The 26,050-nt window shown below is 61.9% G+C and carries 20 protein-coding genes; 19 read left to right on the forward strand and 1 reads right to left on the reverse strand.

Annotation, left to right across the window (positions count from 1 at the left end; translation table 11 throughout):
* Window positions 1-280: 280 nt before the first annotated feature.
* The 18 genes from tssH (at window position 281) to ACX12D_RS03755 (ending at window position 23,873) form a co-directional block, all read left to right on the forward strand.
* Complete coding sequence (gene tssH, locus ACX12D_RS03670; protein ID WP_459372965.1) at window positions 281-3,001, forward strand: type VI secretion system ATPase TssH; 2,721 nt, start codon at window positions 281-283, stop codon at window positions 2,999-3,001.
* 51 nt (window positions 3,002-3,052) lie between these two features.
* A complete protein-coding gene (tssB, locus tag ACX12D_RS03675; protein WP_441639607.1) occupies window positions 3,053-3,586 on the forward strand; it encodes a type VI secretion system contractile sheath small subunit in 534 nt (177 codons plus the stop codon).
* Window positions 3,587-3,635: 49 nt separating this feature from the next.
* Window positions 3,636-5,129 (forward strand): type VI secretion system contractile sheath large subunit, encoded by a 1,494-nt coding sequence (tssC, locus tag ACX12D_RS03680; RefSeq protein WP_459372966.1) that lies wholly within the window; start codon window positions 3,636-3,638, stop codon window positions 5,127-5,129.
* Between the two features lie 128 nt (window positions 5,130-5,257).
* Window positions 5,258-5,743, forward strand: a complete 486-nt coding sequence (locus ACX12D_RS03685; protein ID WP_043344077.1) for an Hcp family type VI secretion system effector — start codon at window positions 5,258-5,260, stop codon at window positions 5,741-5,743.
* 75 nt (window positions 5,744-5,818) lie between these two features.
* Window positions 5,819-6,418, forward strand: coding sequence for a T6SS effector amidase Tae4 family protein (locus tag ACX12D_RS03690; RefSeq protein ID WP_459372967.1), 600 nt, complete (start codon window positions 5,819-5,821; stop codon window positions 6,416-6,418).
* 10 nt (window positions 6,419-6,428) lie between these two features.
* Window positions 6,429-8,897, forward strand: a complete 2,469-nt coding sequence (locus ACX12D_RS03695; protein WP_459372968.1) for a type VI secretion system Vgr family protein — start codon at window positions 6,429-6,431, stop codon at window positions 8,895-8,897.
* A gap of 8 nt (window positions 8,898-8,905) precedes the next feature.
* Window positions 8,906-9,766 (forward strand): DUF4123 domain-containing protein, encoded by an 861-nt coding sequence (locus ACX12D_RS03700; RefSeq protein ID WP_459372969.1) that lies wholly within the window; start codon window positions 8,906-8,908, stop codon window positions 9,764-9,766.
* Window positions 9,763-12,351, forward strand: a complete 2,589-nt coding sequence (locus ACX12D_RS03705; protein WP_459372970.1) for a T6SS effector BTH_I2691 family protein — start codon at window positions 9,763-9,765, stop codon at window positions 12,349-12,351. Before ACX12D_RS03700 ends, ACX12D_RS03705 begins: the two co-directional genes overlap by 4 nt.
* A 6-nt stretch (window positions 12,352-12,357) precedes the next feature.
* Complete coding sequence (locus ACX12D_RS03710; RefSeq protein WP_459372971.1) at window positions 12,358-13,305, forward strand: DUF6708 domain-containing protein; 948 nt, start codon at window positions 12,358-12,360, stop codon at window positions 13,303-13,305.
* The gene (locus tag ACX12D_RS03715; protein WP_459372972.1) at window positions 13,302-13,577 is read left to right on the forward strand and encodes a hypothetical protein; all 276 of its coding nucleotides are present in this window, start codon (window positions 13,302-13,304) and stop codon (window positions 13,575-13,577) included. Before ACX12D_RS03710 ends, ACX12D_RS03715 begins: the two co-directional genes overlap by 4 nt.
* 89 nt (window positions 13,578-13,666) lie before the next feature.
* Complete coding sequence (locus ACX12D_RS03720; RefSeq protein WP_459372973.1) at window positions 13,667-14,614, forward strand: DUF6708 domain-containing protein; 948 nt, start codon at window positions 13,667-13,669, stop codon at window positions 14,612-14,614.
* Window positions 14,615-14,882: 268 nt separating this feature from the next.
* On the forward strand, window positions 14,883-15,830 hold the full coding sequence (locus ACX12D_RS03725; RefSeq protein WP_459372974.1) for a DUF6708 domain-containing protein: 948 nt from the start codon (window positions 14,883-14,885) through the stop codon (window positions 15,828-15,830).
* A gap of 85 nt (window positions 15,831-15,915) precedes the next feature.
* The gene (locus ACX12D_RS03730) at window positions 15,916-16,197 is read left to right on the forward strand and encodes a PAAR domain-containing protein (RefSeq protein WP_459372975.1); all 282 of its coding nucleotides are present in this window, start codon (window positions 15,916-15,918) and stop codon (window positions 16,195-16,197) included.
* Between the two features lie 2 nt (window positions 16,198-16,199).
* Complete coding sequence (gene tssJ, locus ACX12D_RS03735; RefSeq protein WP_459372976.1) at window positions 16,200-16,700, forward strand: type VI secretion system lipoprotein TssJ; 501 nt, start codon at window positions 16,200-16,202, stop codon at window positions 16,698-16,700.
* Window positions 16,701-16,704: 4 nt separating this feature from the next.
* Window positions 16,705-18,048 carry a type VI secretion system baseplate subunit TssK gene (gene tssK, locus ACX12D_RS03740; RefSeq protein WP_441639621.1) on the forward strand — a complete coding sequence of 448 codons (1,344 nt, stop codon included), beginning with the start codon at window positions 16,705-16,707 and terminating at the stop codon, window positions 18,046-18,048.
* 14 nt (window positions 18,049-18,062) lie between these two features.
* Window positions 18,063-19,307 carry a type VI secretion system protein TssL, long form gene (gene tssL, locus ACX12D_RS03745; RefSeq protein ID WP_459372977.1) on the forward strand — a complete coding sequence of 415 codons (1,245 nt, stop codon included), beginning with the start codon at window positions 18,063-18,065 and terminating at the stop codon, window positions 19,305-19,307.
* Between the two features lie 13 nt (window positions 19,308-19,320).
* The gene (gene tssM / locus ACX12D_RS03750) at window positions 19,321-23,145 is read left to right on the forward strand and encodes a type VI secretion system membrane subunit TssM (RefSeq protein WP_459372978.1); all 3,825 of its coding nucleotides are present in this window, start codon (window positions 19,321-19,323) and stop codon (window positions 23,143-23,145) included.
* 134 nt (window positions 23,146-23,279) lie between these two features.
* A complete protein-coding gene (locus ACX12D_RS03755) occupies window positions 23,280-23,873 on the forward strand; it encodes a TagF domain-containing protein (RefSeq protein ID WP_459372979.1) in 594 nt (197 codons plus the stop codon).
* 104 nt (window positions 23,874-23,977) lie between these two features.
* Here ACX12D_RS03755 and ACX12D_RS03760 read toward each other — a convergent pair whose 3' ends face one another.
* Complete coding sequence (locus ACX12D_RS03760; RefSeq protein ID WP_174427085.1) at window positions 23,978-24,895, reverse strand: LysR family transcriptional regulator; 918 nt, start codon at window positions 24,893-24,895, stop codon at window positions 23,978-23,980.
* A gap of 166 nt (window positions 24,896-25,061) precedes the next feature.
* Between ACX12D_RS03760 and ACX12D_RS03765 the strand changes: the two genes are divergently transcribed.
* Window positions 25,062-26,018, forward strand: coding sequence for an alpha/beta fold hydrolase (locus ACX12D_RS03765; protein ID WP_459372980.1), 957 nt, complete (start codon window positions 25,062-25,064; stop codon window positions 26,016-26,018).
* Window positions 26,019-26,050: the final 32 nt, after the last annotated feature.

A 26,050-nucleotide genomic window follows, 5' to 3' on the forward strand; every position in this document is an offset into this window, starting at 1 on the left:
TTTGTCATGCCTCTGTTGGCGATCGTCGCAAGTGATTGCGCCTCCATGCTGGACGTGATAAACGCGCACGTATTGGTATTTGGCTACCTTTTTGACTACCAAGGATCCACGGCGATCAGGCGTCCTATCCAGGCCAAGGCAGGTCAAGGAAGTCGCTCTGTGATGATTCGCGCAAGGGGTTTACGCATCGAATGCTTTTGCCATATCCTAAAAAAGAGTTAATCAAGAACTCCATCGGGAAAGCGCCGTCGATCATTCAAAAAACAGAGCAAGGCACCAAATGGACATTTCGCGTCAGGCGCTGTTCGGCCGACTCAATCCCACCCTGTTCAAGGCGATCGAAAGCGCGACCGCCTTCTGCAAACTCCGCGGCAACCCGTACGTGGAGCTTGTGCATTGGCTGCACCAGTTGCTGCAGGCCCCCGATGGCGACCTGCAGCGGATCCTGCGCCATGCCGGCGCCGACCTGCCCGCCCTGGAAGCCGACCTGACGTGCGCGCTGGGGTTGCTGCCAGCCGGCGCCACGTCGATCAGCGACTTCTCGTTCCAGATCGAGTCCGCCATGGAGAGGGCGTGGGTCTACGCGACACTTGCCTTCGCCGATGACCGCGTGCGCGGCGCCTATCTGCTGACCGCACTGCTCAAGACGCCGGAATTGCGCCGTACGGTGCTGGGCATCTCGAATCAGTTCGCGAAGGTACGTGCCGATGACTTGGTCGAAGCCGTGTCCGCGTTGGTCGCGCAGTCGCCCGAAAGTCGGGAAGGGGCCTACGACGGTAGTGGCCTCGCACCGGCCACGCCTGGCGAGGCCAGCGGCGCCATGGCGCCCACGGGTTCCGGCAAGTCTGCCCTTGGCCAGTACTGCCGCGACCTGACCGAGGAGGCCCGCGCCGGCCGGCTGGATCCGGTGATTGGCCGCGAGCACGAGATCCGCACCATGACGGACATCCTGCTGCGCCGCCGCCAGAACAATCCGCTCTTGACGGGAGAGGCTGGGGTTGGCAAGACCGCCGTTATCGAGGGGCTCGCCCAGGCCATCGCTGCGGGCACGGTGCCACCGAGCTTGAAGGACATCCGGCTCCTGAGTCTCGACGTCGGGGCGCTGCTGGCCGGCGCCAGCATGAAAGGTGAATTCGAGGCGCGGCTCAAAGGCGTGCTGGAGGAAGCCGCCAGGTCCCAGACGCCGGTGATCCTGTTTGTGGATGAAGTCCACACGCTGGTCGGCGCCGGCGGCCAGGCCGGCACGGGCGACGCTGCCAATCTGCTCAAGCCGGCGCTGGCGCGAGGCGCGCTGCGCACGATTGGTGCTACCACCTGGAGCGAATACAAGCGCCACATCGAGAAAGATCCGGCGCTCACGCGCCGGTTCCAGGTCCTGCAGGTGATGGAGCCAGAAGAAGCCAAGGCTGTCGCCATGGTGCGGGGGCTGGTCGCCACCTTCGAGGCGCACCACCGGGTGTTCATCCGCGACGAAGCGGTGCGTGCCGCCGTCAAGCTCTCCCATCGTTATATCCCCTCCCGGCAGTTGCCGGACAAGGCCATCAGCCTGCTCGACACCGCTTGCGCCCGAGTGGCGCTGTCACTGCACGCCCCACCGGCGGAAGTCGAACACCTGCGCCAGCAACTGGCCGCTGCCGGCGCCGAATGTGCGCTGCTCGCCAAGGAAGCCGGCTTCGGCAAAGCCGATGTCACGCGGATGGCCGACGTACATGCCCGGCGCGAGCAGATCGATGCCGGCCTGGCGCAGGCCGAAGCGCGCTGGGAGCGCGAACGAAGCCTGGCGAGCGACCTGGTTGCACGCCGGCAGGCGCTGGTCCAAAGCCCGGCGATCGAGCCGGCGATCACGGCGCAGGCTCAGCAGTCTCTGGCTGAGCTCGAAGCCGACCTTCGTGCGGCGCAAGGGCATGCGCCGCTTGTGTACACGGAAGTGGACGAAGCCGTGGTCGCAGCCATTGTCGCCGACTGGACGGGCATCCCGGTTGGGCGCATGGTCGCGGACGAGGTGGCCACGGTCATGCGGTTGCCACAGACCCTTGGCACTCGCGTCGTCGGCCAGGACCACGCGCTGGCCCAGCTCGGCGAGCGTGTCCAGACCGCCCGCGCGCAATTGAGCGATCCCGGCAAGCCGGTCGGCGTGTTCCTGCTGGTGGGCCCTTCCGGCGTCGGCAAGACCGAGACCGCCCTGGCGCTGGCCGATGCCCTCTATGGCGGCGAGCAGAACCTCATCACCATCAACCTCTCCGAATTCCAGGAGCCGCACACCATTTCGACCCTCAAGGGCGCACCGCCGGGCTATGTCGGTTACGGCGAAGGCGGCGTGCTGACCGAAGCGGTGCGCCGCAGGCCCTGCAGCGTGGTGCTGCTTGACGAGGTCGAGAAGGCGCATTCCGACGTCCACGAAGTCTTCTATCAGGTGTTCGACAAGGGCTACATGGAAGACGGCGAAGGGCGCCACATCGACTTCAAGAACACCATCCTGCTGCTGACCAGCAACGCTGGCTCGGATCTCCTGGCGAATCTCTGCGAAGACCCGGCGCTGATGCCGGAGCCCGCGGCGCTGCGCGACGCGCTGATGCCGGAGCTGCGCAAAGTCTTTCCGGCGGCGTTCCTCGGCCGCCTGGTGATCGTGCCCTACCTGCCGCTTGCCGCCGAACACCTCGGCCGCATCGTGCGCTTGCACCTGGGCCGCGTCGTGGCACGCATGCACGACCAGCACGGCATTGCGCTCACCTATGGCGACGCCGTGGTCGAGTTCATCGTGGCGCGCTGCCCGGTTGGCGAAACCGGAGCTCGCCGCTTGATCAGCTTTATCGAGCAGGTCGTCCAGCCGCAACTGGCTCGCCTGTGGCTGTCGGCGGTATCGGAGAAGCGCCAGGTGGCTGCGATCGACATCCGGCTGGCGGCAGAGCAGCCAGATGCGCCCGTACTGACCTATCACACCGAATACCGTGCCGGCCACGACGCTGTTGGGCCGGAATATCCCGAAGCCGAAGCGGCCTGACGCCGTGCGGCACGTCCTTGTAACCCCTCTTGTCACCCGTTGAGGAGACCTATGTCTGTTGTGAACAGTTCGCAGAAATTCATCGCGCGCAATCGTGCGCCGCGCGTGCAGATCGAGTACGACGTCGAGGTCTATGGCTCGGAGAAGCGCATCGAGTTGCCCTTCGTGATGGGCGTCCTGGCCGATCTGTCGGGCAAGCCCGCGGAGCCGCTGCCGCCGGTCGCCGACCGCAAGTTTCTCGAGATCGATATCGACAACTTCGACGAGCGCATGAAGGCGATGAAGCCTCGTGTTGCGTTCGCGGTTCCCAATACGCTGGCCGGCGGCGGCCAACTGATGGTCGACATGACGTTCGAGAGCATCGAGGACTTCTCGCCAGCGGCGGTGGCCGGCAAGGTCGATGCGCTGCGGCAATTGCTGGAAGCCCGCACGCAACTCGCGAACCTGCAGACCTACATGGATGGCAAGTCGGGCGCCGAATCGCTGATCAATCAACTGCTGCAAGACCCCGCGCTGCTGCAGTCGCTCGCCAAGGCGCCCAAGCCCCAGGCTACGGATGGCGACGCCCAGGCGCCCCAGTCCTGACCGGAACGGCTTCTTGCCAACCTGAACAACCTCATCAAGCAAGGACTCCATGGCATCCGCCCAACAAAAGCAACAGCAAGCCCTCGCGACCGTAGAGCATTCGGACTTCGCCGCACTGATCGGGCGCGAGTTTTCGCCCAAGACGGACCAGGCCCGCGAAGCCGTCGATCTCGCCGTCAAGACCCTGGCCGAGCAGGCGCTCGCCAGTTCGTTCACCATGAGCGACGATGCGTACAAGAGCATCGAAGCCATCATCGGCGCCATCGACACGAAGCTCTCCGAGCAGATCAACCTGATCCTGCACCACCAGGACTTCCAGAAACTGGAGTCGGCCTGGCGCGGCCTGCATCACCTGGTCTCGAACACCGAGACCGACGACAAGCTGCGCATCCGCGTGATGGATGTGTCCAAGGAGGACCTGCGTCGCACGCTGCGCCGGTACAAGGGTATCGGCTGGGACCAGAGCCCGTTCTTCAAGCGCATCTACGAGGAGGAATACGGCCAGCTCGGCGGCGAACCGTACGGCTGCCTGGTCGCCGACTACTACTTCGACCACACCCCGCCCGACGTGGAACTGCTGGGTTCGCTCGCCAAGATTTCGGCGGCCGCCCATGCGCCGTTCATCGCCGGCGCATCGCCGTCCGTGCTGCAGATGGACTCGTGGCAGGAGCTGGCCAACCCGCGCGACCTGTCCAAGATCTTCCAGAACCTGGAATACGCGCCGTGGAACAGCCTGCGCAACTCGGAAGACGCACGCTACGTGGGGCTGGCCATGCCGCGCTTCCTGTCGCGCTTGCCATACGGCATCAAGACCAACCCGGTTGATGAATTCGACTTCGAGGAAGACACCGACGGCGCCGACCACCGCAAGTATGTGTGGAGCAACGCCGCCTACGCCATGGCGGTGAACATCAACCGCTCGTTCAAGCTGTACGGCTGGTGCACGCTGATTCGCGGCGTGGAGAGCGGTGGTGTGGTGGAGAACCTGCCGTGCCACACCTTCCCGACCGACGATGGCGGCCTCGACATGAAGTGCCCGACCGAAATCGCCATCTCCGATCGCCGTGAAGCCGAGTTATCGAAGAACGGCTTTATCTCGCTGGTCCACCGCAAGAACACCGACTATGCGGCCTTCATCGGCGCGCAGTCGATGCAAAAGCCAGCCGAGTACTACGACGCCGACGCGACGGCCAACGCCAACCTGTCGGCACGGCTGCCGTACCTGTTTGCCTGCTCACGCTTCGCCCACTACCTGAAGTGCATCGTGCGCGACAAGATCGGGGCCTTCAAGGAGCGCGAGGACATGCAGCGCTGGCTCAACGAATGGATCATGAACTACGTTGACGCCGACCCGGCCAACTCCTCGCAGGAGACCAAGGCCCGCCGTCCGCTCGCGGCCGCCGAAGTGGTCGTCGAAGAAATGGAAGGCAACCCCGGCTACTACAGCGCCAAGTTCTTCCTGCGCCCGCACTTCCAGCTCGAAGGCCTGACGGTGTCGCTGCGACTGGTGGCGCGCCTGCCATCGGTCAAGGACGCCGCCTGAGCGTCGTCCGAGGCCTGAAACCTACCGGTAGTCCCACATCAGGCACCCCCGCCCCTGATCCCATTGGGGCGGGGGCCTTGTTGTGGCTCTTGTCTGCAGTACCTGTCTTAACGTGAAGGAGTTTCTCAATGGCACAGGACATTTTCCTGAAGATCAATGGCATCGACGGCGAGTCGCAGGACACCTCGCACAAGAACGAAATCGAAGTGCTGGCCTGGGACTGGAGCATCGAGCAGCAGTCCACCATGCACGCGGGTAGCGGCGGCGGCGCCGGCAAGGCGACCGTGTCGGACCTGTCCTTCGACCACTTCATCGATCGCGCTTCGCCCAACCTGATGAAGTACTGCCTGACCGGCAAGCACATCAACGAAGCGGTGCTGGTCGTGCGCAAGGCCGGCGGCAATCCGCTCGAATACCTGAAGCTCACCATGACGGACGTGGTCGTTACCAAGGTGAGCCCGAAGGGTTCGGTGGATGACGAGTTGCGCATGCGCGAGAAGGTCTCCCTGTCGTTCTCCAAGATCAAGCAGGAGTACGTGGTGCAGAACGCCCAGGGCGGCAGCGGCGGCGCCGTGACCGCGGGCTATGACATCAAGGGCAACAAGGAAGCCTGATTGTCATGACCGTGCCCGCCGGCCACGCTTGACGTAGCCGGCGGGATCGCTGACCCAATCTGACCACCCACGGACATGGCTCTCTCACTGCGCTTCGATGACCTCTGGCATGCCTATCCGAAGCCCGAGCTCGGGGACGAGGCCGCCCCGCGCCGGTCCCGGCTGGCTTTGTTCCGCCAGATTGGCTGGGAAAGCCGCGTTGACGATCCGGCCTGTGAGAACGCCTGCGCGATCCGAATGAGCCTTGCGCTGATTGAGTGCGGCGTCCATGTGGACGGCAGCGATCCGATTCTGTTCGGTCGCTACAAGGGCATGAAGATCGAGACCAGCCGGGCACGCCTGGCCCAGCAGCTTAGCGGCCCGGCCTACCTGGGTGCCCCTCGTCGGCTTGATGTCACGAACCTGCGGGGTCTGATGACATGGGCCGAGCAGGGGATCATTTCCTTTGACGAGACGCCGGGCTACGACGGCGGGCACGTTGACTTGCTGCGAAATGCCTGGCTGGCCTCGGCATTCGAGTCGCGTGACCTGAATCGTGTGGTGGAAGCTTCGACGCGTCGCATGACGTGGCGTGGCAACAAGCTCGGCGACGAGGACATGGGCTACGCCGGCATGGCCGATGCGGATAGCAGCGACGGGTTCCGCTCAACGCTTTACTTCTGGCCAATGGCCTGAGAGATGACTCATGCGCACGCGAAATGACGTGGAGAACCTCATGGCAAGACGGCGCCGGACAGTCAGCGTCTCCAGTGCAGCCATCCCCGATCTGCTCGGGCAGCCGCAGCTGGAATTTGTGCGGCTCTCCGGCCATGAAGGTTTGAGCGAACTGTTTACCTACAAGGTGGATCTGCGGCCGGTCTCGCCAGCGGCCGAGCAGTTCCTCGCCGAGGCGGACCCCGATGACATGATCGGGCGCGAGATGACGGTGACGATCCAGCTCGATGGCATGGGCACGGGCCTGCTGGGCGGCATTGGTGCCGGGCATCGGGAGATCACGGGTGTCATCTCGGAGCTCGAACAGGTTGGCGGCGCTGCGGAGAATCGCCTGTACCGGTTCACGCTGCGCCCCTGGTTGTGGCTCGCCACACAGACTTCGGATTTCAAGCCCTTCCAGAAGAAGACAGTCATCGAGATCCTGGATGAGGTCCTGGCGGACTATCCGTTCTCGGTCGAGAAGCGTCTTGACGTATCGATTTACCCCAAGCTGGTCTGGGAAGTGCAGAGCGGGGAAACCGATGCCCATTTCATCCAGCGCCTGACCGAAGAATATGGCATCACGTACTTCTTCGAGCATGACGGCGGGCACCATCGGCTGATCCTGGCTGCCGAAACGGGAGCGTATCGCACTTTCCCCAGTGAGGCCTATCACACGCTGCCCATCTATCCGCAAGGATTCAAGGTGGATCAGGAACACCTGGTGCGCCTCGATCCGGTCAACCGCTTGCGCACGGGCAAGGTCACGCTGAATGACTATGACTTCCGCAAGCCGCGGGCGGACCTGACCACCGACAACAGCCAGCCACGCGAAACCGGCTTTGCCGACTTTGAGCGGTACGAGTACCCGGGCGACTATGTCGAGCCGGCGGTAGGCGAGATGCGGGCGAGGATTCGCATGGAGGAGCGCCGTGCCCGGGGCCGGCGCGTGCGCGGTGTCGGTGCCTTGCGTGGCGTGGCGCCGGGCTGCACCTACATGGTGAGCAATCACGGCAATCCCGCGTTGAACCGGGAGTTCCTCGTCACCAGCACGACGTTCGACCTGGAGGACGTCGGCGGCGAGTCCGGCAGCCGGCAGCGGTTTGCCTGCCGCGTGGCTTTTGAAGGCCATCCCACCGACGAAGTCTTCCGTCCGCCGCGTACGGTCGGCAAGCCGCGCGTCGCCGGCCTGCAGCGGGCGGTCGTGACCGGGCCGAAGAACCAGGAAATCTGGTGCAATGAGCACGGGAGCGTGAACATTCAGTTTGAATGGGACCGCTATGGGAAGCACGACGAGAACTCTTCACCGTGGATTCGTGTCGTCAACGGCTGGTCTGGCGATCAGTTTGGCGCCATGCATATTCCGCGTATCGGCCAGGAGGTCATTGTTGCCTTCCTCAACGGCGATCCGGATTGCCCGCTGATCGTCGGGCGGGTGCCGAACCAGTTCAATATGTCGCCGTGGGCACTGCCGGGGCAGCACGCGCTGTCGGGGATTCGAAGCAAGGAGTTGTTTGGAGAGCGTCACAATCACCTGTTGATGGACGATACGAAGGACCAGATACAGAGTCAGCTCTCATCGGATCATCGGCTCTCCCAACTCAACCTGGGTTATCTGACGAGCGTACCCGATCACGCCGGTCGCAAGGACCGCCGAGGAGAAGGCGCAGAGCTGCGGACCGACGGCCATATGGCGCTCCGATCAGGCGCGGGGACATTGGTCTCCAGTGAACTGCGCACGCATGGGCAGGGTGCCGCGCTAGACCTGTCCGAGGCAATGGATCGCCTGCGCGGAGCGCTTTCGCTTGCCGAGCAGCTTCAGCAAGCCTCTGTTCAGGCTCAGGCGCAGCACGATGAGCAAAATGGTGTTGCCAAGGCCATTGCGCGCCAGAACGATGCGATCAAAGGAGACGAAAGCCCGTCCGGTATGCTGGCAGAGCCTCACATTGTTGTCGCCAGCGCGGCGGGTATCGTTGCTACAGCCACTACCGATACCCACTTGCACAGCAGCAGGCACGCGACGATCACAACGGGAGAGCATCTGTCTCTGAATACTGGCAAAGGATTCTTCGCGAGTGTTCGCGGCATGTTCTCATTGTGCGCGCATCTGCTAGGCATCCGGCTGTTCGCTGCAAAGGGGCCGATCACCTTGCAAGCGCAGAACGATGTCATGCAGTTCTTCGCGAAGCTTGGCATCGACATCATCAGCACCGACGACAACATCCGCATTCTGGCCAAGAAGGAACTGCTGATTGGCGGCGGTAGCAGTCATACACGCTACAACGACGGCGGAATCACGCACCTCACGCGCGGAACAAATACCGCCCATGCCGCGGGGCATAGCTTCACCGGCCCTTCGACAGAGACCGTGGCGTGGCCAAAGCTGGCCAAGAGCTCAGTCTGTGAGTTCGGGATGCGCGACGCCGCAAGTAGTGGACAGGCCGTTGTGCCTGTGAGCTGAGGCAAATCATGATTCTCGAACACCTGGATAGGCATGACTGTCTGTTGCTCGACCCGCTGAACCTGGATAGCGACAGCGACTTGCATGGCCTGCCTCACAGTTCACTGGTGCTGGAACCGATGGGCGAGCAGAGGCACCTGTTTCCATGGCTGATAGATCTGCGAGGCCTGAGCGATGCGCAACGCAAGGTGCTGGCAGACCGCCATAGCTATGAGGCGTCGTCGGGTGTGGCACCCGCGATATCGGGGCTGATCTCAACCAGCGCGACATTCGGTGAGACCCAGGGCCATCTTGGTCGCAGACTCCTCCTTCATGTCGAAGGAGAACCGAAGGCGCTGTTCCGCTACTACGATCCGAGAGTGTTTCAGCATCTGTTGCGTATTCTCGGCCCTCGCAAACAACGCTCGCTCTACGGACCGATCACGAAATGGACTTACTGCTCCCTCGGCAAGGGATGGGTGACCGAAGCCGCTCCGCAGATCGACGACGAACGAAGTGAGACCTTCTCAAGGGAAGAAGCCTTGGCGTTGGGCCGCATCGTTCTTGTGAATGCCGTTCACGACGAGCTGGCGCGTGCCGGCGGCTTCACGGCATCCATGGACGCTATGCGCAGGATCAATGTCCTGCTGCAGCGTGGACAGGACCGGCACAAGCTTGATGGCGTCGACCTGATTGCGTACGTGCAGCACAGCATGACAATCCATCCCGATCTGGAAGCCTATCCCGAGGTGGACGACCTGATCAAACGAAGTGCTGACGAACGTGGACTGTTTGCCGCGATGGCGAACCAATGGGACTTTGAAAAGCGCGCGCAGATCTCGAGCCATCTCGGCCTGCGCAATCCGGCATCGGAGAGGGGATATCAATGAAGGGCTGTAAGTTCTGCGACAAGAGCGGACTGGCGATCTATCCGGTGCGCTACGGCATTGCGCCGGAGACGAGCAGGGTACCAGAGCCGACCGGGCCGTTTGCACAATGGATCACCGCGGTGCCGGTGGCGCCCGCGAAGTACGTGCTGCGCCGCCTGCGAGCCAGCTATCTGTACTGTTGGAATGAAGCGGACAAGGCGCAGCCATTGAAGGGCTATATGGTGCTTCCTGAGGGGTACCTGTATGAATTTGACCCCAGGAAGCCCGCGCCATCCGCCGAGGAGGCGAAGTTCACTTGTGAGCAGGCGGGGCACGCCGCCATCGCCATGTGTGTCACGGTTCCGCGCGCGGAGCAGGCGACCAAAGTCTGGCTGGGGGTCTCGGACACCGAGTGGACGGCGGCAACCATCGAGCGGCACCGCGATGCCGCATACCGCGACAAGCACATGCGTGTGCTTGACGTGCAGAAATGGTTGGCCACGCAGAATCACCAGCACGCCGAGAGGATCGCGCAACTGGACAAGCAGGTTGCCGACTTCTATCTGACCAACCGTACCAAGCCAGCCTCCTTTGACTTTGCGCCGTGGCCCTGGCACCCGGTCAATGATCAGTACGCGGCGTTGTGCGAAAGGACGGCCGCGCTTGAAGGCGTGAAGCCGGCACAGAGTAAAGCCTTGTTCCTTGCCCTGCCAGACCCGGCTGGCATTGCCCAGGAGCTCTCCTTCCTGATGCAGTACGAACTGCAGCGCTTCAACAGCCGACCCGACTGGGCTCGTGAGGTGACGGTCAATGCCGCCATTCTGGGAATGAAGGATGCAGTCGAGCATAACGCGGAGCTTGCCGAGCTGACCGCTGCGGAGAATCTGAAGGCACAGGCATACGGCAACGAAAGCAGTGCGATGGCGCTGGAAAGTGCCATTGACTACGTCCGCGGGACCCAGCTTGCCCAACGCCATGCCGAGCGAATCGAAAAGGGATACGAGGTCACCGCCGAAGGCCTGAAGAAGGTAAAGGACCAGGCGTGGGGACCCTACCTTGGCAAATACAGCGAGCCGGCGCGCGCCAGTTTTGACAAGCGCTACAAGGAAGAGCTGGGGAAATTCGACCAGCGCATGATCCTGCCGCTGGCCAAGGCACATGCAGCCTGGTTGAAGAGTAGCCGAACGACGCACTACTTCACCTGCAACTTCGATACCGCAGATCTGGCCAGCGGCTTCGACTACGAAAGCGTCCTGACCCGGATGATCATGGGTACAGAGGACAAGCAACCGTGCAGCCTGCTCTATCAGGAATGGCTGGATGGCGACATCTCCGACCCGAAGAATCACCTGTTGCGAGCCCTGGGCATCAATAGCGACGCCCTCATCAACAAGCTGAAGGAGGGGGTTGCCGGCAGCCTGGATCTGGCGGCGCTGCCTTGGGACAGCCTGATGGATAGCTACAAGCGTCTGGTGGAGGGGGCGGAGAAGCTGTTTGGCCAGACGATGGAACAAAAGGCAAGCGCCGACAATCTGGCGCGCCTGGTCATGTACATCGCCGGCTCCGGCGCCGCGTTTCTGGGTCGCGGATTGGACAAGGCTGCAGGCAAGTCATGGATGACCCTGGTTGCAACGGTTGGCGTGCGCATCGGCAAGCCGATCGTGGTGGTCAATGTGGTGGGCACCAAGAAGAAGTTCCGCGAACAGCTTCTGCGGACCATGCTGCGCCTGCAAACCGATGCCGGAGGCAAGCCAGCCTATTCCGAAAACCAGATCAAGAAGGCTGTGGCAGACGAGATGCGCCTGCTGCAGATCAAGGGCGAAGTACAGGAGGGAACCTTCAAGGGCCGGTTCCTGGTGGTGGTGGAGGGGGCGCATCTCGAGCGCATGCCGGCAGGTCTCAAACCGGCGGAGCAGGCGAAGTGGGCGGCAAAGTCCATCCGCACGCTGGAACAGTACGAGAGCAGCCTGGCCGCGCGCTTCCGGTCGGCCGTCACCAGCGGCATACGCCTGGGTGCGGTCATGGCGTTGATACAAGTCGCGGGCTTGTCGAAGGCCATCGGTGACGAAGAGAAGGCGTCTGGATGGGAAAAGTCGGAGAAGGGCTGGCGGATGCGCGCGGCGGGTGCAGCGCTTGCAGCGACGATCGTCGACGTGACGGAGAAGGTTCTGGAAAAGACGCCTTGGGGAAGGACGCCGCTTGGGCGGTTGCTGCTTAAGCAGCCACTGGCGAACATCACTTGGCTCGGCTTGGCTGGGCGTGCTTTTGGCGGGGGCGCGGGGGTGATCGTAGCCGTCTGGGACGGCATAAATGCATCGAATGAGTATCGTCGGGGGAACTTTGGTCTGTTCATTCTCTATTCTGCGTCCGCAACTCTTGGTGGTTTCCTTTCTGCTGCTGCGCTACTCGCTTTGTCGGGACCACTTGTCATCCTCGCACTTCTGGCCTTCTTCGCCTTGCAGATAATTATTGCGCTGCTAGTCGACAACAAGCTGCAGGAGTGGTTAAAGCGCTGCGTTTGGGGAAAGTTCCAAAGCGAGAGCCCAAACGAAGCCTTCAAGACCGGTCCTCAGGAAATGCAGGAACTGCAGCAAGCATTGGGATAAAGACGTATGTCAATGGACTATACCGGGCAGACGCCAAAGTACAAGCTCAATCGACCGTTGACTGAGGAGGAGCGAAACAGCCGGCTGTTCCAGAAGCGGCGAGCGGCCGTAAACAAGGCCGAGGACGTACAGGATTGGGACGCGCTGATCATGCTGAACTCTACCTTCATGGAGGTGGTGGACAAGTTCTATGCGTGGAAAGGATTCATGTTTGCCTTGATGGTCTTTATGGGAAATGGCTGTTTGCTATTTTTGTTGAATATTACATGGATGGGCATTTTTGAAATGCCAAGTAGATTTCCGGAGAAATTGGTTGAGCTAACATTATCGATAATTGCTGTTTGGATGATGGCAATACCGTTGATGATTCTATTTGTTTGGGCGGCTCATTTCGAATCCTTCACATGTAGTCATTGGCCGGTCCGCCTGAACCGGAGAAATCGAATGGTCTATGTATTCCGCCGAAAAAGCGCTGGAGGAACGCTGGCGCTCAAGTGGGATGATATCTATTTCTGTATGGGGCCTGGCCAGCCTTATGCAGGGCGGCCTTCGCTAGTCTGGGATATTCGCGGCCATGTGCTGGCGCCAGACAAGAAGACGGTGCTCGATACCTTCTCGGTGGGGATTCACTGCACCAAGGACCTGCTGCCTGCTCACTGGGAATACTTGCGCCGCTATATGGAAGAGGGACCGCAGAGTATTCCGATGCCGCGCCGGTACCTGCCGATTGCGGAGAAGCGCGAGTCTTTCCTGTTCGCTGCCAAGGTGGCCTTCAGCAACTTCAGCTATGGCTATGCGTTCCTGCTGTTTGGCACGCCATTCGCGCTGGTTACGTTGTTGGGGCGTTTGCTCTGCATGCCGACGAACAAGGTGCCGGTTTGGTCGGGGGAAGTGGAGGAGGCGTGCCGGATCGAGCCTGGCGACCCGTATGAGCAGTGCGTTTCAGGAGAGTGACAAATCAGAAGTGGGTCAATCTCGAGCCGAGGCAGCAAGGGCTGGCAGATGGTCGCGGTTTGAACGGTACTTGTGCGTGGGACGGATTCCAGCAACGCAACACTGGTCTGGCGGCTCCCTATCGCATCGGTGGCTACCTGGCGTTCGCCGCGCTGTTTGTTTGGTCAGGATCAATTGTCGTCCTGGCGCTGGTGGCCCTCTTCGCGCTGCAAGTGATCATTGGGGTGCTGGTCGACAACAAGCTGCAAGAGTGGCTAAAGCGCTGCGTTTAGGGGAAATTCCAAGGGGAGAAACCCGATGAGGCTTTCCGGACCGGTCATCAGGAAATACAGGAATTGCAGAAAGCATTGGGATAAAAAATATGACAATGGACTATACCGGGTACTCGCCAAAGTACAAGGTAAACCGGACTCTGACCGAGCAGGAACGCGAGGACCGGCTATTTCAGAAGCGAAAGACAATGGTGAGCAAGAGCGAGGACGTACAGGATTGGGATGCGCTGATCAGATTGAACTCGACTTTCATCGAAGTGGTGGACAAATTCTATGCCTGGAAGGGACTCTCTTTTGCTTTCGTTTTTGTAATGGGTTGCGGATGGAGCCTAGTGGTCATATGGATGACGTGGTACGGATTGTCCGTGAATTTGAGAAAAAGCCCGGATAAGGTTGGAGAATTAATATCATTCCTTGTTTTTATGTGGATTCTCTCAATTGCACTTCTTACATTCCTGGGCTGGTTTGGTCACTTCGAGGCCTTTACCTTTACGCACTGGCCCGTTCGCTTGAATAGACACAACCGCATGGTTTACGTTTTCCGCCGCAAAAGTGCCGGGGGAATGCTGGCACTCAAATGGGATGATATCTATTTCTGTATGGGGCCTGGCCAGCCTAATGCAGGGCGGCCTCCGCTAGTCTGGGATATTCGCGGCCACGTGCTTGCGCCGGACAAGAAGACGGTGCTCGATACCTTCTCGATGGGGATTCACTGCAGCAAGGACCTGCTGCCCACTCACTGGGAATACTTGCGCCGCTATATGGAAGAGGGCCCGCAGAGTATTCCAATGCCGCGCCGGTACCTGCCGATTGCGGAGAAGCGCGAGTCTTTCCTGTTTGCTGCCAAGGTGGCCTTCAGCAACTTCAGCTATGGCTATGCGTTCCTGCTGTTTGGCACGCCGTTTGCACTGATTACCTTGTTTGGGCGTTTGCTTTGCATGCCGACGAACAAGGTGCCGGTTTGGTCCCGGGAGGTGGAGGAGGCGTGCCGGATCGAGCCTGGCGATCCGTATGAGCAGCGCGTTTCAGGAGATTGAAAAATCAGAAGTGGGTCAATCCCGAGCTGAGGCGGCAAGGGCCGGCAGATAGTCGCGAGTTGAAGTTTGGTCAAAACCAATTGTCATCCTGACGCTGGCGGCCTCTATCGTGCGGCAAGTGGTTATCGCACAGGTGGTCGATAGCCTACTGCAGGAGTAGCTCGGGCGTTGAGTATGGGCGAAATTCCAAGACAAGAAATCTGATAAGGCTTTCAAGATCGGTCATCAGGAAATGCAGAAATTGCAGCAGGCATGAGGTAAGAGACGTATGTCGATAGACTATACCGGGCAGATACCAAAGTACAAGATCAACCGTCCTTTGACAGAGCAGGAACGCACAGACCACCTATCACAGAAGCGGCCAGCGATGGTGAGCAAGGGCGAAGACGTGCAGGATTGGGATGCGCTAATCAGGTTGAACTCGACCTTCATTGAGGTGGTTGATAAGTACTATGCCTGGAAGGGATTCGCATTTGCCATTTTATTTCTTCTGGGATGTGGATCGTTGGTCTTGGTGCTCAGCATAACTTGGTTTGAGCTGTTTGAAGAGCTTGGAAAAGTACAGGAAGAAACAGGGGAAATAATATTATTCCTGGTAGCCTTCTGGTCGATAACCATATTTGCCATCATATCTATTGGGTGGTTTGTTCGATTTGAAGCATTTTCCGTTACTCACTGGCCGGTCCGCCTGAACCGGCGAAACCGAATGGTCTATGTATTTCGCCGAAAAAGTGCTGGGGGAATTCTGGCGCTCAAGTGGGAAGACATCTATTTCTGTATGGGGCCTGGCCAGCCTAATGCAGGGCGGCCTTCGCTAGTCTGGGATATTCGCGGCCATGTGCTGGCGCCGGACAAGAAGACGGTGCTCGATACCTTCTCGATGGGGATTCACTGCACCAAGGACCTGCTGCCCACTCACTGGGAATACTTGCGCCGCTATATGGAAGAGGGCCCACAGAGTATTCCGATGCCGCGCCGGTACCTGCCGATTGCGGAGAAGCGCGAGTCTTTCCTGTTTGCTGCCAAGGTGGCCTTCAGCAACTTCAACTATGGCTATGCGTTCCTGCTGTTTGGCACGCCGTTCGCACTGATTACCTTGTTGGGGCGTTTGCTTTGCATGCCGACGAACAAGGTGCCGGTTTGGCCCGGGGAAGTGGAGGAGGCGTGCCGGATCGAGCCTGGCGACCCGTATGCGCAGCGCGTTTCAGGAGAGTGAAAAATCAGAAGTGGGTCGATTTCGAACTGAGGCAGGAAATGCCGGCAGATACCGCGACCGGCTTAGGTCATTTTGGAGTGAGAACATGAACTTGCCAATTATCACTGTGGGTGACACTACCACGCACGGCGGACGCGTCATTACGGGTTCCGCATCCCATCTCTTGCAAGGCCGGCCTATCGCCAGGCAGGGGGACCTGGTTGATTGCCCGGCGCACTACTCGGATGGGCGTCCACACGGTGTCAACGCCATCACCGAAGGGGACCCAGCCTTTCTCGTGGAAGGGCGGCCAGTTGCGCTGCACGGACATCGCTGCGAATGCGGTTGCGAGCTGATCGGCTCGCAGCTTGCCGCGGTCGGAGGCTGAGCATGCGTCAGTTGTACCGCTATTGGCCGATGGCGATTGCCTTGCTTGCTGGTTGCGCGGCCAGTCCCGTGCAGAATGAACAGATGAAGCTGGTTCTCCGTGCGGAAGCCAAGCCAACTGTCAATCCAGATGCAAGGGGGCGGGCGAGTCCTGTTCTGGTGCGCATGTATGAGCTGAAGTCCGATGGGACATTCGCAAACGCAGACTACTTCACGCTACAAAGCTCAGACAAGACGCTGCTTCTTGAAGACCTCCTCTCTCGTGACGAGTTCATCCTTCGGCCGAACGAAACCCGCGATCTCGAAAGAAAGCTGAATCCGGCAACCACGGCACTGGGCTTTCTTGTTGGTTACAACGATCTTGGGAAGGCTACCTGGCGAACGGTCTACAAGCTGCCGCCAGCACAGGAAGCCGCGTGGTACAGGGCGGTAGTGCCGGCACGCAAGATCAAGCTGCAGGTGTTGCTTGATCAGTTGACCGTCAACATTACAAAAATTGAGTGATTCAATGAGTTGGTATAACAAAGTCGTCTGGAGCGAAGGCCTCTTTTTGCGTCCACAGCTGTTCCAGCAACAAGAACGCTATCTTGAGCACTACGCCCATAAGCGTAGCGCGGCGCTTGGCCCGTTCTTCTGGGGTTTCAACCAGGTTGACATCGATACCGAAGCGCTCGCGGTCGGGAAGCTCGTTGTCTCCGCTGCCGCTGGCATCTTTCCGGACGGCACGCCATTCGATGCGCCGGGGCAGGTTTCATCGCCAGCGCCGTTGGCGCTTCGGCATGAGCATGTCGGCCAGATGGTCTGTCTGGCCGTGCCGATCCGCACGCCGAACGCGCAGGAGACCGACTTTGACGATGCCGCAGATTCGTTGGCGCGATTCCGGACATTTGAGGAGGATCTGCTCGACGCCAACTCGATCTCGCAGGGTCCGAAGCTGATTCAGCTGGCCGACCTGCGCCTGCGCTTGCTCACGGAGAAGGAGTTGACCAGCGCCTGGCTCGGCATGCCGCTGGCACGAGTCAGCGAGGTTCGCGCCGATGGTAGCGCCAGGCTTGACGGGACATTGATTCCGCCGGTCAGCACCTTTGCTGCCAGCCCATTGCTGTACAGCTGGCTCACCGAAATCCACGGCCTGCTGCGCATGCGTGCTACTGCCATGGCCGAGCGCCTTTGCGCCGCGAGTATGCGGGGCGGGGATGCAGCGGAAGTCAGCGAGTATCTGATTCTGCAGCTGCTGAACCGTTATGAGCCAATTTTGACGCATCTGCTGGCCGCCAAGGCTGCCTCGCCGGAACTTCTCTATGTCCATTTGGCAGCGCTGTCTGGTGAGCTATCGACATTCGTGCGCACGCACAGCCGTCGACCTGTGGCGCATGCCGCTTACCGACACGATGCCCCACATAGTTGCCTGAAGCCGTTGTTCGACGACCTGCGCTTCCTGCTCAATGTGGTTCTTGAGCGTGCCGCCCAGAGGATTCAGCTTGAACTTCAGCCGCACGGCATCCGGCTGGCTGTGCTGGACCCTGCGGAGATCCAGCGCTTCACGACATTCGTGCTGGCTGTCGCGGCGCGAATGCCTGTGGATACGCTGCAGCAGCAATTTCCGGCTCAGGCAAAGGCGGGCCCGTCCGAGCGCCTGGTCGACTTGATACGGTCTCATTTGCCGGGGATTCCACTCCAGGCGCTTCCGGTACCGCCGCGGCAGATTCCGTTCAATGCGGGCTATGTCTATTTCGAGCTTGCCCGAGAGAATCCTCTCTGGAAGCAAGTTGAGAAATTTGGTGGGCTGGCGCTACATGTTGCCGGCGATTTTCCCGATCTGCAGGTTGACCTTTGGGGAGTTCGTAGCTGATGACTGCAAGGAACATGCACAATCCGGACGCATCGACGGAGTCAGGGGCCGGGCCTTACCAGGATGCTTCCGGCATCGGCATCGGCATCGGCATCGAAAACGCCAAGTTCGCCCCTGAGAAGGGGGCTGCGCCAGCGGGCGGAAGGTCCGCCTTGCTAGACGCTGCCCGCCCACTTCTGCGAGCACTTGCCGACGTCCCGGAGGGGTTGGACGAGGAGGATGTGCCACGGCTCCAGGCCTTGTTGACACGTGAAGTGCAACGCTTTCAAAGTCTGTGCGAAAGGGCCAATCTGCGCCGCGAGCATATCCTGGCAGCGAGCTATGCCTTGTGCACGGCGCTGGACGAGGCTGCACAGAAGCAGGCATGGGGCATACACAGTTGGCCGCAGCAAGGGTTGCTTGTCAGCTTGCACGGGGACACCGAGGGCGGCACCAAATGCTTTCATCTGCTCGGTCGGCTGGTGAACAGTCCCCACGAACATATGCCGGTCATTGAGGTGTTCTATCACGTTCTATCGCTGGGATTCGAAGGGCACTATGTCGGGCAGACCGATGGTCACCGGCAATTGGACGCGATCCGCCAGCGCCTCTTCCACCTGATCAGTGGCGCACGCGAGAGCGTGCCGCGCGAGCTTTCGCCCAACTGGCGTGGCGTGGACGCAGGACGACTCAGCGTGCTACGCACGGTGCCGGTATGGGTCACGGCGTTGGTGCTGGCCCTTGCGGTCTTTGGCTTGTTCGCCTGGTACAAATACCATCTGTTGCTCCGCACGCACGATCTCGAGCAGCAGATTCTCGCCATCGGCAAGACAATGCCGCCGGAGCCGCCCAAGGCGCTGCGCCTTGCCGAGTTGCTCAAGGACGAGATCGCCCGTGGGGTCGTCAGCGTGCAGGAGGACGCCACGCGCAGCGCTGTCACCTTCCGTGGCGACGACATGTTCGGCGGCGGGCGGGCCGAGGTAAGCGGCAAGATCTTGCCGCTGCTGGACAAGGTCGCGGGGGAGATCAACAAGGTCTCCGGCAAGGTGACCGTAATCGGCCACAGCGACAACGCACCCATCAAGACGGCCAGGTTCCCCTCGAATCAGGCGTTGTCCGAGGAGCGTGCCGCGACCGTGACGGAGTACCTGGCCAGCAAGGGCGTGGCCAAGGGGCGCCTCGAAGCGATTGGCAAGGGCGATACCGAGCCACTTACCGACAACAAGACGCCAGCCGCCCGAGCGAAGAATCGCCGGGTTGAGATCGTCGTCACGCAGTAATCGGGGTCAAGGCATGGATTTTCTGAAACGTATTGGGGCGGTGTTGTGTTCCCGGCAGATGCTCGCACTCATCGGCGTGCTCGTGGTCGCGGCAGCCATCTGGTTTATCGGACCGCTGCTTGGATTCAATGGCACGCATCCGCTGGCGGGCCTTGGCGCGCGCGCCACGGTCATCGTGCTGTTGCTGGCGCTGGCGCTTTTCTGGCTGCTTGGCTGGCCGGTCTCCACCATCGGGGGCGTCGCGCTGTGCCTGCTGATCTGGCACGCGGGGCCGTTGCTTGCCGTTGGGACCAGCCATCCGCTGGCGCCGGGTTCGGTCCGCATCCTGCTGATCTCGGCGATCGTCCTCGTGTTCGTTGCGTATCTGCTGTACCTGCTTTGGCGGCGTGCACGTACGAATGAGACATTGGTCACGAGCCTGCTGAACTTTGGCGGGAAGCGCGAGGAGGTGGTCGCCGGGGATGAAGTGGCGGCGCTGAACACCGCCATCCAGACTGCGCTGCGCCAGCTGAAGGGCATGCGCGCCGGCAGCCGGATCGGTCGACTGTTCGAGGGACGGCGCTACCTCTACGAACTGCCGTGGTACATGATGGTCGGCGTGCCAAGGGCTGGCAAGACAACAGCCTTGTTGAACGCCGGGCTGCAATTTCCTATTGCCGAGCAGATGAGCGCGGCGGCTCGCGCACGGCAAGACACCGAGCAGACGAACTGGTGGCTCACCAACGAGGCGGTCCTGATCGACACGGCAGGCCGCTACACGGCGCAGGTGTCGGGTTCGGCGATCGAGCTGGCCGAATGGAAGGGCTTTCTTGGCCTGCTGCGAAAACACCGTGCCCGCGCCCCGATCAACGGTGCGCTGGTGACGATCAGCGTGGCGGACCTGCTTCGGCATTCCGCTGAGGAGCGGGTTGCCGAAGCGGCCAGGATTCGGGCGCGCCTGGCCGAACTGCGTGAGGAACTGGGCATCCAGTTCCCCATCTACGTGCTGGTGACCAAGCTCGATCAGCTTGCCGGCTTCACTGACTACTTCCAATGCCTGACCAGCGAGGGGCGGGCCCAGCCCTTGGGGTTCACCTTGCCGGTTGCGGGCAAGCGGTGGCTGCGACAGCCGGCTGTTGATGCCGCTGCGCAGTGCCGCAAGGAGATGCAGTCATTGGTGGCGCGGTTGAAGGCGGGGCTGGAGGGCCGACTGTCCGAGGAGTTCGATCTGGGCCGGCGCAAGGCGCTCTACGCCTTGGAGGATGAACTCGGGAGCCTGACGGAACCGCTTGTCGCGATGCTGGAGCAGATGTTCCTGGACTCGCGGTACGACGACACCGAGCGCAATGCCATGCTGCGCGGCGTGTATTTCACCAGTGCCGCGCAAACAGAGGGGGAAGTGGTCGCAGATGCAAGCACCGTCTTCCGGGAACTGCGTGGCATTGGAAAGGCAGGCGCCCAAGCTGCCGGCGCCACCGCAGACAAGGCCACCGGCAACCGCAGCTACTTCCTGCAGGATGTTCTCCAGCGCATCATCGTGCCCGAGGCGAACCTGGTGAAGCCGAACCTGCGCTGGGAATTCCGCTTCCGCCTGCTGCGCGTGCTCGGCCACGCGCTGCTATTGGTGATCTTCCTGTGGATGGTCGGGGCGCTCCATAACAGCTTCGGCCATAACGATAGCTATCACGACGTGGTGCAGGAGAAAGCCAAGGGGCTGGCAGCGACGGTGACGGCGTTCTACAAGAAGCCGCAGCCGGATACGATGCCCGAGGTGCTGGCTACGGCCCGCGACCTGCCCGCCTACACTGGCCTGAATCTGGCCGATCCGTCTGTCGACTGGCGGTATGGCCTCTACAGCGTGCCGCCGCTGCTGGGCGCTGCGACCCAGACCCATACGAGATTGCAGGACAACCTGCTGGTGCCATACCTGGTACGCCGGGTCGAATCCGTGCTGTCCACCGCCGTCAGCCAGCGTGACGCCAAGCAGACCTACGATACGCTGCGGGTCTACCTGATGCTCCACGACAAGGACAAGTTCAACGCGTCCGACGTGCGTAGCTGGCTGCAAAGCGACTGGGCAGTCGGCAACGGGGCGGACGCCTTCGGCGGCCGGGTGGCGGTGATCGGGCACCTGGACAGCCTGCTGGACGGCAGCCGTGCGGTGCAGTCGCCTTATGCCAGGAACGAGGCGCTGATCCGCTCGGCGCGGGAGTTCCTGGATGGAAATACTTCCGTCGAACGCCTCTACGACCGCGCCAAGGCGGCCATGATGGAGGAGGCGCCGCAGGATTTCACGCTGGTGCGCGCGGTCGGGCCGCAGGCTGGCACGGTCTTCACCCGAGCCAGTGGTGAGCCGCTGGAGCGGGGCATCCCTGGGCTCTTCACCTACGCCGGCTATCACGACCTGTTCAATGCGCGCCTGCCGGAATTCGTCGGCAAGGCACAGGCGGTTGACAGCTGGGTCATGGGAAGGGGCACGGGGCTCGGCGCTCAAAAAAAAACGCTTGAGAGCGCCGCGGGCAAGCTGACCGGCACCGATCCCCTGACGCGCGAGATTCGACGCCTGTACCTGAGCGAGTATGCACGGCACTGGGAGGAATTCCTGGGCGATATCCGGACGGTGACCGGCAACAACCTGGCCTTTGACCTGGAGATCCTGCGCAATTTCGCCGCGCCGGACTCCCCGCTGGCCCGGCTGGGCCGGGCAGCGGTGCAGGAAACCACGCTGAGCCGTCCGGTGGATCCCGAGGACAAGTCCCTGGCGGAGAAGGCGCTGTCCGCGCTGGACAAGAAATCCGACAAGGTCAACGCACTGACCGCCCGCGCCGAGGCTCGCCAGGAGCGCGAGGTGGTCGATAACCGCTTCGCCGCGCTGCGCGAAGTGGTGACTGGCCAGGCCGATGCCGCCAACCCGGGCGCGCAGGCTGCCGCCGGGAAGCCGCAACTGGATGCGATAGCCGGCATGGTTAACGCCTATTACACCAGTTTGGTCGTGGCCAACAATGCGCTGAACACCCGGAACCTGCCGCCCCAGTCAGATGCCGGGGCGCAATTGCGCATGGAGGCGGCCAAGCTGCCGGTGCCCTTCAAGGCGGTGCTGGCCGATCTGGTAGTGCAGGGCACCCGCGATGTCAACAAGGGCGTCGGCGACATCCTGATCGCCCAGATGGACGCTGTGATCGGCGAAAGTTGCCGAAGTGCCGTCGACGGCAAGTATCCGTTCACGCCGACGTCGATGCAGGACGTGGATCCCGATGATCTTGCACGCGTCTTTGCTACTGGCGGTGTGCTGGACGACTTCTTCCAGAAGGTACTGGCTCCACACGTGGATACCACCATCTCGCCGTGGCGCTACAAGTTGACCGCCCCCGACGTGCCACCGGTGGCCGGCCCGAGCCTGGTGCCGTTCCAGCGCGCCAAGGAGATCCGGGAGGTGTTCTTCCGTGATCCGGGCGCAAAGAAGATGGCCTGGAAGGTCGACCTGAAGGTCATCGAGCTCGATCCCGAAATCGTCGAGCTGAACATGGATTTCGATGGGCAGAGCCAGCGCTACGTGCACGGCCCGGTGATCCCGCTCAAGGTGACCTGGCCAGGCCCGCGCGGCGGGCAGGGTGCCGAAATCACCGCCAGCCCGCGCATCCGCCCCGACACCTCGACGTTGACCGCCAACGGCCCGTGGGCCCTGATGCGCGTGATTGCCAAGGGTAAGCTGGCCGGCTCGGCGACAGCCAGCCACTTCATGGCCGAGTATGACTTTGACGGCCGCAAGGCGAAGCTCGACATCAACACCGGCAGTCTCGCGAATCCATGGACCACCGCCCTGCTGCAGGGCTTCCAGTGTCCGGGGAGGTCGGGGTGATTACGGCACCGTCGATTTTCGGCAAGCTGCCAGCCCAAGGGGACTTTGTTCGCCACAATGCGCCCCTGGCCCAGGTGGCGATGTGACGGAACTGGTTCGACCCCGGGCAGCCCGAAGCCCCTGTCCGGGCGCCAGTGCTTTCCATCGTCGGCCATGCGCCGCATTGGTTGCATCTGACGCCACCCGGCCTCGTGGGCCAATCCCGATTGCGCGCGGCCGAGCCGTGTCATTTCATCCTGCGCACGCGCGGCCTGAAGTTCCCCAGCGAGGGCAGCTACCTGATTGGTGTCATGGCCGCGTCCCGGGACCGGGTGGGGCGCCGCTACCCGCTGGTGGTATGGCAGAGCGTCAGCGCCCAATGGGCCGAGCAGCTCCTCGGCGCACCGGCGCACTGGCTCACCGATCTGGTGCAGTTGGTGCATGAGCACACCCGCCTGCCGGACCGAACGGGCCTGGCCGCGGCAGTCGATGCCTTGTGGGCCAACCATCGACCCGGCTGGCGGGATCGCATCCAGGTGTCGTTCAAGCGCCTGGCCGGCGCACGGAATCAGGCTGCCTCGGGGAATTTGCTCAGCGACAGCTTCACTGGGCCCGAAGCCATCCGTGACGACTGGCCGCTGCACCTGTTGCGCAGTGGCAGCCTTGGCAGCGTCTGGCAGGCCGGTACTGGCTGCGCCATTGAAATCGACGGCGTCCCGGCCATTCGCGACATTGTGGCCGGGCTTTAATTTCATTCCCCGACCTGGAGCATCAGCAGCGGTATGAAACGGCCCGCAGCGGCGGCACCTTGTTGATATTGCTTATCCTGCTGGCGGCCAGTTCCGGCCACGGCTCACGCAAACAAATCCATGCCCTGCACCAGGCGCTTCGCCAGCCGCGGCTGGCGAAACTGGTCCAGCCACCATTCCAGCGCGCGGCCCTCATGGTCGCCCCGCCACGCCACATACAGCGTATTGGGCTCGCGCGGATCGGCCGTGCGCTTTTCCACCAGTTCCCCTCGCTTGAGCAGCGAAGCCACGCGGTGCCGCGGCAGCCAGCCGACGCCCAGCCCCTCGCGCTGCGCCAGGATCTTCGCGCGCATGCTCGGCACGGCCAGCGAGGCTTGCCCGCCCACCAGGCCGTAGGCCCGCCCTGCGGTACCGCGCGATGAATCGGCCACGGCCACGCCCCGGTGCGCCGAGATGCGCTGGCGCGTGAGCGGCTCGGCTACGCTGGCAAGCGGGTGGCGCGGCGCCACGGCAAAGACCCATTCGACCACGCCGAGCTCGAACCAGCGCAGTCCGGGAATGGCCGGCGGCTCGTTGGTCGCGCCGACGATCACATCGGCGCGGCCGTCGCGCAGCGCTTCCCAGGTGCCGCTGAGGACTTCATGGGTCAGGCGCAGCGCCACGCCGGATTTGAGCGCGTCGAAGCTGCGGATCACCGGCATCAGCAATTCGAACTCGAGCACTTCGTCCGTGACGATCCACAGACGATCCTCCCAGCCGCTCGCCACCTGCCGCACGCGCTGTGTCATGCGCGATACGTCCTGCATCAGCCGTGCGGCCTCTTCGGCCAGCAGGTGGCCGGCAGGGGTGAGTTGCAGGCGGTAGCGGCGGCGGTCGAACAGCAGCGCGTCAAAGCGGCCTTCGAGCTGCCGCGCGGCATGGGAGACAGTCGATGGCGCCTTGCCCAGGCGCGCCGCCGCGCGCGAGAGGCTGCCACTGTCCCGGATGGCTTCCAGCAAGGCCAGTTCGTCTTCTGACAACATGTTCAACTCCGTCGAACGAGTTCATCGGGAAAATCGTACGGCAAAACCCATATGCCGGCGCAATATTCGTCACAGTGCTTCACCCGATTCCCGAAACCCCTTTGTTTGCAAGCGCCGTCGGCCAGGAGAGTGCGTCCAGCCATGGCACAGTCACCGGAGAAAAGTCATGACCCTCATGCATCGCATCGCAAGGCTCGCCGGCGCCGCATTGCTGGCGTTCGGCGCGCTCGCTGCACCGCGCGCCGAAGCCGCTGCCGCCGCCGCCGTTGTCTCTCATACGATCAAGGCGAACGGCGTCGCCTTGCACTACCTGCAAACCGGGCACGGCAGCGCCACGCCGGTCGTGCTGCTGCACGGCTACGCGGAATCCAGCCATATGTGGCTGCCGCTGATGGCCAAGCTTGGTGACAAGCGTACCGTGATCGCGCCGGACCTGCGCGGTGCGGGCGACTCGGCGATGACTGAGTCGGGCTACGAGAAAAAGAACATGGCGCAGGACATTCACGCCATGGTCCAGGCTCTTGGCTATCGCAAGATCCACATCGTCGGCCACGATATCGGCCTGATGGTGGCCTACGCCTACGCCGCGCAGTACCCGGACGAAGTGGAAAGCATTACGCTGATGGACGCGTTCCTGCCCGGCGTGGGCGACTGGCAAAAGGTCTGGCTGCTGCGCGACAAGTGGCACTTCAACTTCTATGGCGACACGCCGGAGAAGCTGGTGAAGGGCCGCGAGCGTACCTACTTTGAACACTTCTGGAACGATTTCGCCGCTGACCCGAAGCACTCCGTGTCGGAGGCAAATCGCCGGATCTATGCTGCCAATTACGCCAGGCCGGGCCGGATGCGCGCGGGATTCGAGTTCTTCCGTGCGTTCCCGCAGGATGCCGAAGACTTCGCGGCGCTGGCAAAGCACCCGCTGCCAATGCCCATGCTGGTGTTGGCGGGCGAGAAGGCATCGGGCAGTTTCCTGATCGACCAGGCGCGCCTCGTCGCCACCCATGTGCAAGGCGTGATCGTCAAGGGCTCGGGGCACTGGCTGATGGAAGAAGCGCCAGGGCAGACCATTTCGGCTATCGTGCAGTTCATCGACGCGCCGTCGCAACCCGTTAGCGCCGACTAAAGACGCCTAACTCACCGCATCAAAAGGAGTAT

The sequence above is a fragment of the Cupriavidus sp. PET2-C1 genome, assembly GCF_054515855.1.

Bases quoted from the DNA above. Each gene is read 5' to 3' on its own strand.
- ACX12D_RS03765 (WP_459372980.1), top strand. From the start codon at position 25,062: ATGACCCTCATGCATCGCATCGCAAGGCTCGCCGGCGCCGCATTGCTG.
- ACX12D_RS03720 (WP_459372973.1), top strand. From the start codon at position 13,667: ATGACAATGGACTATACCGGGTACTCGCCAAAGTACAAGGTAAACCGG.
- tssM (WP_459372978.1), top strand. From the start codon at position 19,321: ATGGATTTTCTGAAACGTATTGGGGCGGTGTTGTGTTCCCGGCAGATG.
- tssB (WP_441639607.1), top strand. From the start codon at position 3,053: ATGTCTGTTGTGAACAGTTCGCAGAAATTCATCGCGCGCAATCGTGCG.
- ACX12D_RS03685 (WP_043344077.1), top strand. From the start codon at position 5,258: ATGGCACAGGACATTTTCCTGAAGATCAATGGCATCGACGGCGAGTCG.
- ACX12D_RS03730 (WP_459372975.1), top strand. From the start codon at position 15,916: ATGAACTTGCCAATTATCACTGTGGGTGACACTACCACGCACGGCGGA.
- ACX12D_RS03710 (WP_459372971.1), top strand. From the start codon at position 12,358: ATGTCAATGGACTATACCGGGCAGACGCCAAAGTACAAGCTCAATCGA.
- ACX12D_RS03700 (WP_459372969.1), top strand. From the start codon at position 8,906: ATGATTCTCGAACACCTGGATAGGCATGACTGTCTGTTGCTCGACCCG.
- tssH (WP_459372965.1), top strand. From the start codon at position 281: ATGGACATTTCGCGTCAGGCGCTGTTCGGCCGACTCAATCCCACCCTG.
- tssL (WP_459372977.1), top strand. From the start codon at position 18,063: ATGCACAATCCGGACGCATCGACGGAGTCAGGGGCCGGGCCTTACCAG.
- ACX12D_RS03705 (WP_459372970.1), top strand. From the start codon at position 9,763: ATGAAGGGCTGTAAGTTCTGCGACAAGAGCGGACTGGCGATCTATCCG.
- tssJ (WP_459372976.1), top strand. From the start codon at position 16,200: ATGCGTCAGTTGTACCGCTATTGGCCGATGGCGATTGCCTTGCTTGCT.
- tssC (WP_459372966.1), top strand. From the start codon at position 3,636: ATGGCATCCGCCCAACAAAAGCAACAGCAAGCCCTCGCGACCGTAGAG.
- ACX12D_RS03695 (WP_459372968.1), top strand. From the start codon at position 6,429: ATGCGCACGCGAAATGACGTGGAGAACCTCATGGCAAGACGGCGCCGG.
- tssK (WP_441639621.1), top strand. From the start codon at position 16,705: ATGAGTTGGTATAACAAAGTCGTCTGGAGCGAAGGCCTCTTTTTGCGT.
- ACX12D_RS03725 (WP_459372974.1), top strand. From the start codon at position 14,883: ATGTCGATAGACTATACCGGGCAGATACCAAAGTACAAGATCAACCGT.
- ACX12D_RS03690 (WP_459372967.1), top strand. From the start codon at position 5,819: ATGGCTCTCTCACTGCGCTTCGATGACCTCTGGCATGCCTATCCGAAG.
- ACX12D_RS03760 (WP_174427085.1), bottom strand. From the start codon at position 24,895: ATGTTGTCAGAAGACGAACTGGCCTTGCTGGAAGCCATCCGGGACAGT.